Here is a 668-nt window from a genome sequence, read left to right as displayed (position 1 = left end):
CCTAGCACCTAGCACCTAGCGCATGGCCTCTTAGTTAAATGGATATAACGGCCCCCTCCTAAGGGGCAGTTACAGGTTCGATTCCTGTAGGGGCTACCAATAAAATCAATAGGTTATAGTTTAAAGTTTGTTTGTTTTTAATCCTATGTAGCATATTTGTAGCGTAATTTTCCTTTCTATAATTATATTCTCAGAATTTTAGATATTCGATTTGACCGCTGGAGAAGACTCTATTAGTTTTTAATTTGTATCATCCTAACAGTGACTTATATAATCTTAGGGTACAGAATCCAATCCGGCTTTAAATAAGAACAACAAGGAAGACCCATGACTTTTAAAAAGAACCTGAGCGATCACTTCAAGAACTTTTCGGCTTCCCCTTTCCTGTTTGTGGGTTCGGGAATGTCGAGAAGGTACTTAGGGGCTGAAGATTGGGAATTTCTTCTTAGGAAGTTTGCTGATTTGATTGATGTAAGTTACACGCGAATTAACTCTCAAGCAGATGGAGACTTAATGAAGACTGCTAGTCTACTCGCTGAGACATATGCCCAAAAGTGGTGGGATAGTGAAATTAAAGGGGATAAATAACAGGTTTACTCTGATTCCTTAACTAAAAGAGATTCTCCTTTAAAAGTCGAGATAGCTGATTGTAGTGGTACAGTGATTTT

1 protein-coding gene and 1 tRNA gene are annotated in these 668 nt (G+C 38.2%); both read left to right on the top strand.

What is annotated here, in order from left to right; translation table 11 throughout:
- The first annotated feature begins 24 nt into the window (after positions 1-24).
- Positions 25-99, top strand: a tRNA-Arg gene (locus CSC79_RS18100).
- Between the two features lie 303 nt (positions 100-402).
- A complete protein-coding gene (locus CSC79_RS18095) occupies positions 403-588 on the top strand; it encodes a hypothetical protein (protein ID WP_143483841.1) in 186 nt (61 codons plus the stop codon).
- Positions 589-668 lie beyond the last annotated feature (80 nt).

The sequence above is a fragment of the Pseudoalteromonas sp. 3D05 genome (assembly GCF_002723455.1).
Lineage (GTDB): Bacteria > Pseudomonadota > Gammaproteobacteria > Enterobacterales > Alteromonadaceae > Pseudoalteromonas.
Note: the sequence above shows the minus strand (reverse complement) of the source record. Positions and strands in the feature narration are given on the sequence as shown.